The organism is Streptacidiphilus jiangxiensis (genome assembly GCF_900109465.1).
GTDB classification, from domain to species: domain Bacteria; phylum Actinomycetota; class Actinomycetes; order Streptomycetales; family Streptomycetaceae; genus Streptacidiphilus; species Streptacidiphilus jiangxiensis.
The window spans coordinates 1-2360 of the sequence record NZ_FOAZ01000082.1; the positions used below are offsets into that span (position 1 = coordinate 1).

The 2360-nt window shown below is 73.6% G+C and carries 3 protein-coding genes; all 3 read right to left on the reverse strand.

Annotation, left to right across the window (positions count from 1 at the left end; all coding sequences use genetic code 11):
- Positions 1 to 840, reverse strand: an 840-nt coding sequence (locus tag BMY61_RS43720) for an AAA family ATPase (protein WP_143094855.1), incomplete at its 3' end; no start/stop codon positions are given.
- Between the two features lie 88 nt (positions 841 to 928).
- Positions 929 to 1600, reverse strand: a complete 672-nt coding sequence (locus tag BMY61_RS43725; protein ID WP_052438803.1) for a hypothetical protein — start codon at positions 1598 to 1600, stop codon at positions 929 to 931.
- Positions 1601 to 1684: 84 nt separating this feature from the next.
- Entirely contained in the window at positions 1685 to 2194 is a 510-nt protein-coding gene (locus BMY61_RS43730) for a hypothetical protein (protein ID WP_042449463.1), read from the reverse strand.
- Positions 2195 to 2360 lie beyond the last annotated feature (166 nt).

Consider the following 2360-nt stretch of genomic DNA (forward strand, 5'->3'; position numbering starts at 1 on the left):
CAGCGCGGCCCAGGGCAGGGCGGTGGCGGTTCCGCTGTCCGTGGCGTGGTGGAGGAACAGGACCTCGCGGGTCAGCGGATCCACGGTGATGCCGGTGAGCAGGGGGTCGATGACGTTGAGGAGCGCGCCGAGGCGCTCGCGCAGCACGGCGTCGCCGGAGAGCGTCCGAAGGGTCTTGGCCTGCTGGTCCTGGTCGTGGGGGGTGAACGGGCCGGTGACCGTGGCGAACCAGTGGAACAGCGGGGCAAGAGTGCGCTCGCCGATCGCTCCGGCGGCGGACAGGACCAGCGCGGTGTCGCGGGTCACCTGCTGGAGCGCGGCGACGTTCGTCAGACCGCCGTCGGGCCAGGTCATCGGCTCCGGGCGCGTCGCGTCGCGGTCGAGCCAGACGTGACGGTCGCCGTGCGGGTAGCTGTGGATCCACTCCGCCTCGACGCGGTGCGCGCTCAGCTCGAAGCCGTAGGTCCAGCGCACGCCGTTGAGCAGGAGGTTCACCTCGTAGAAGGAGCGCTGCGCGCTGGCCCCGTTGAGGAGGAAGGGGGTGTGGGGCAGCTGGTCCCAGCCCGTCCAGGAGCGGCAGGAGTCGAGGACGGCGGTGGCCATGTCCCCGAGCGCGGCGAGGGTGTTGCTCTTGCCCGCGCCGTTCGCGCCGAACAGGCCGAGGCGGGTGAGGGCCTGCTGGCCGGGGTGGCCGGGAACGGCCACCGACTCCTCGTCCCCGCCCTCGGCGACCAGGGAGAGCATGACGGGCGCTTCCTCGCTTCCCAGCAGCGACCGGGAGTTGTCGACGAGGAAGTCCAGCAGCACGTCAGGGGTGGTCACAGGGATGGAGGGCAGCATGATTTCTCCGTCACGAAGGTGAGGGGGTGCGCGGCGAGCCGCCTGCGCAGAAATCAATCTACATCCAGCATGTTCATTTTGCAATGCACTAGGGGTGTGGCTGCACGCTGAGATACCGCAGGTGCTGCCGGCCGAGGTACTGCAGGCAGCTCCAGCCCGCCGCCGAAAGAACCGCCGCGCAGCGATCCAGCTCCCGCTCCGCGTCCTGTCGCGCCGGCGAGCTGGCCGGCCCGCGCCACTCCACCCGGGCTCCGCCCGGCTCGGGCAGCACCCGGTAGCCGGCGCCGAGCCAGCGCCCTGCGCCGTCGCGCGCCGCAGGCCGGATCCCGGCCGCCTCGAGGGCGATCGCCACCGCCCGGACCGGCTGCGCCCGTTCCCAGGTGCACGGGGTGCTGGCGGACATCTCCAGGTGCCGCATCCCCAGGACGCCGGCCCAGGCTGCGGCGACCTCCGCTGTGCGGGATTCGGAGAGCTCGGCGGCGCCGGAACTCTCGTCCCCGGTGACTGCGGTGAACACGCCCTCGGGCTGGGGCTGCTGCTCGGCGGGTTCGGACCGCAGGGCGGTGCGCAGCGCGCGGCCGCTGTCGGTCAGGTAGTGCCGGCCGGCCGCGCCGTAGCGGACGGCCAGGCCGTGCTTCACGAGGGCTGCGGCCGTGCGGGGAGCAGCTTTGATCTCGCCGGTGGTGTGATCGGCGCCCCGGACGGCCGCGCGCAGCGGATCGGGCAGGGGGGCGCCCGTCGAGGGGACGTCAGGATCCACGAGCTGCTTCCTCGTTCGCCGGTGCCGCCGGCCGGGGCCTGCTGCACCGCGGCCCGCAGGCTGGGGTGTTCGGCGGGCAGGCGGTCACCAGCAGGACCCGGTCGGCGGCCAGGGGGGAAGGTCGCCGAAGCCCGTGGGCGTCCACTCGTTGCAGTCGGTGCCCTGCCCGTCGGGGCACTGCGGCTGGTCGGTGGCCGCGTGCACGAACCGCTCGGCGGGTTCCTGACGCCAGATGCCCAGGTGGCAGTGGGGGCAGGGCTCGCGGTGGATCACGCTTCCGTGGCGGGCGAGCTCCGAACGGGCCGCCTGCAGGGCGAGCACGCCCTTGACGGTGCGGCCGCCGTCCGCCACGTAGCGGCGGCAGTTGTACCCGGACGGCGCGCCGTCCGAGGTGAACGAGGAGCGGACGAGCCAGTACCAGCCCTGGAGAGCGGGCTGCTCCACCAGGGCGTGGAACTCGACGACGTGGCGCTGCCCGTCCTGGGCCGTGACCTCCGAGACGGAGCACAGAACGGCGCCCTGGTCCGGCTTGTCGTCGCCCCTGCGCCAGGGCAGCAGCCGTGCGACCCCGCCCCCGCCCTGTCCACCAGCCACGGCCTTCCCACCTCGCTCCCTGCCGGTACCCACGCCAGCACCGACCCGCAGACCACCATCTTGGCCCAGCCGGGGCCGCTGGGGACCGCCGGGTGCGGCCGGAGGCCGCCGGCTCCTCGGCCAGCGTGCCCACGAGCTATGCGTCGCCCTCGTTCTCGGCGCGGTA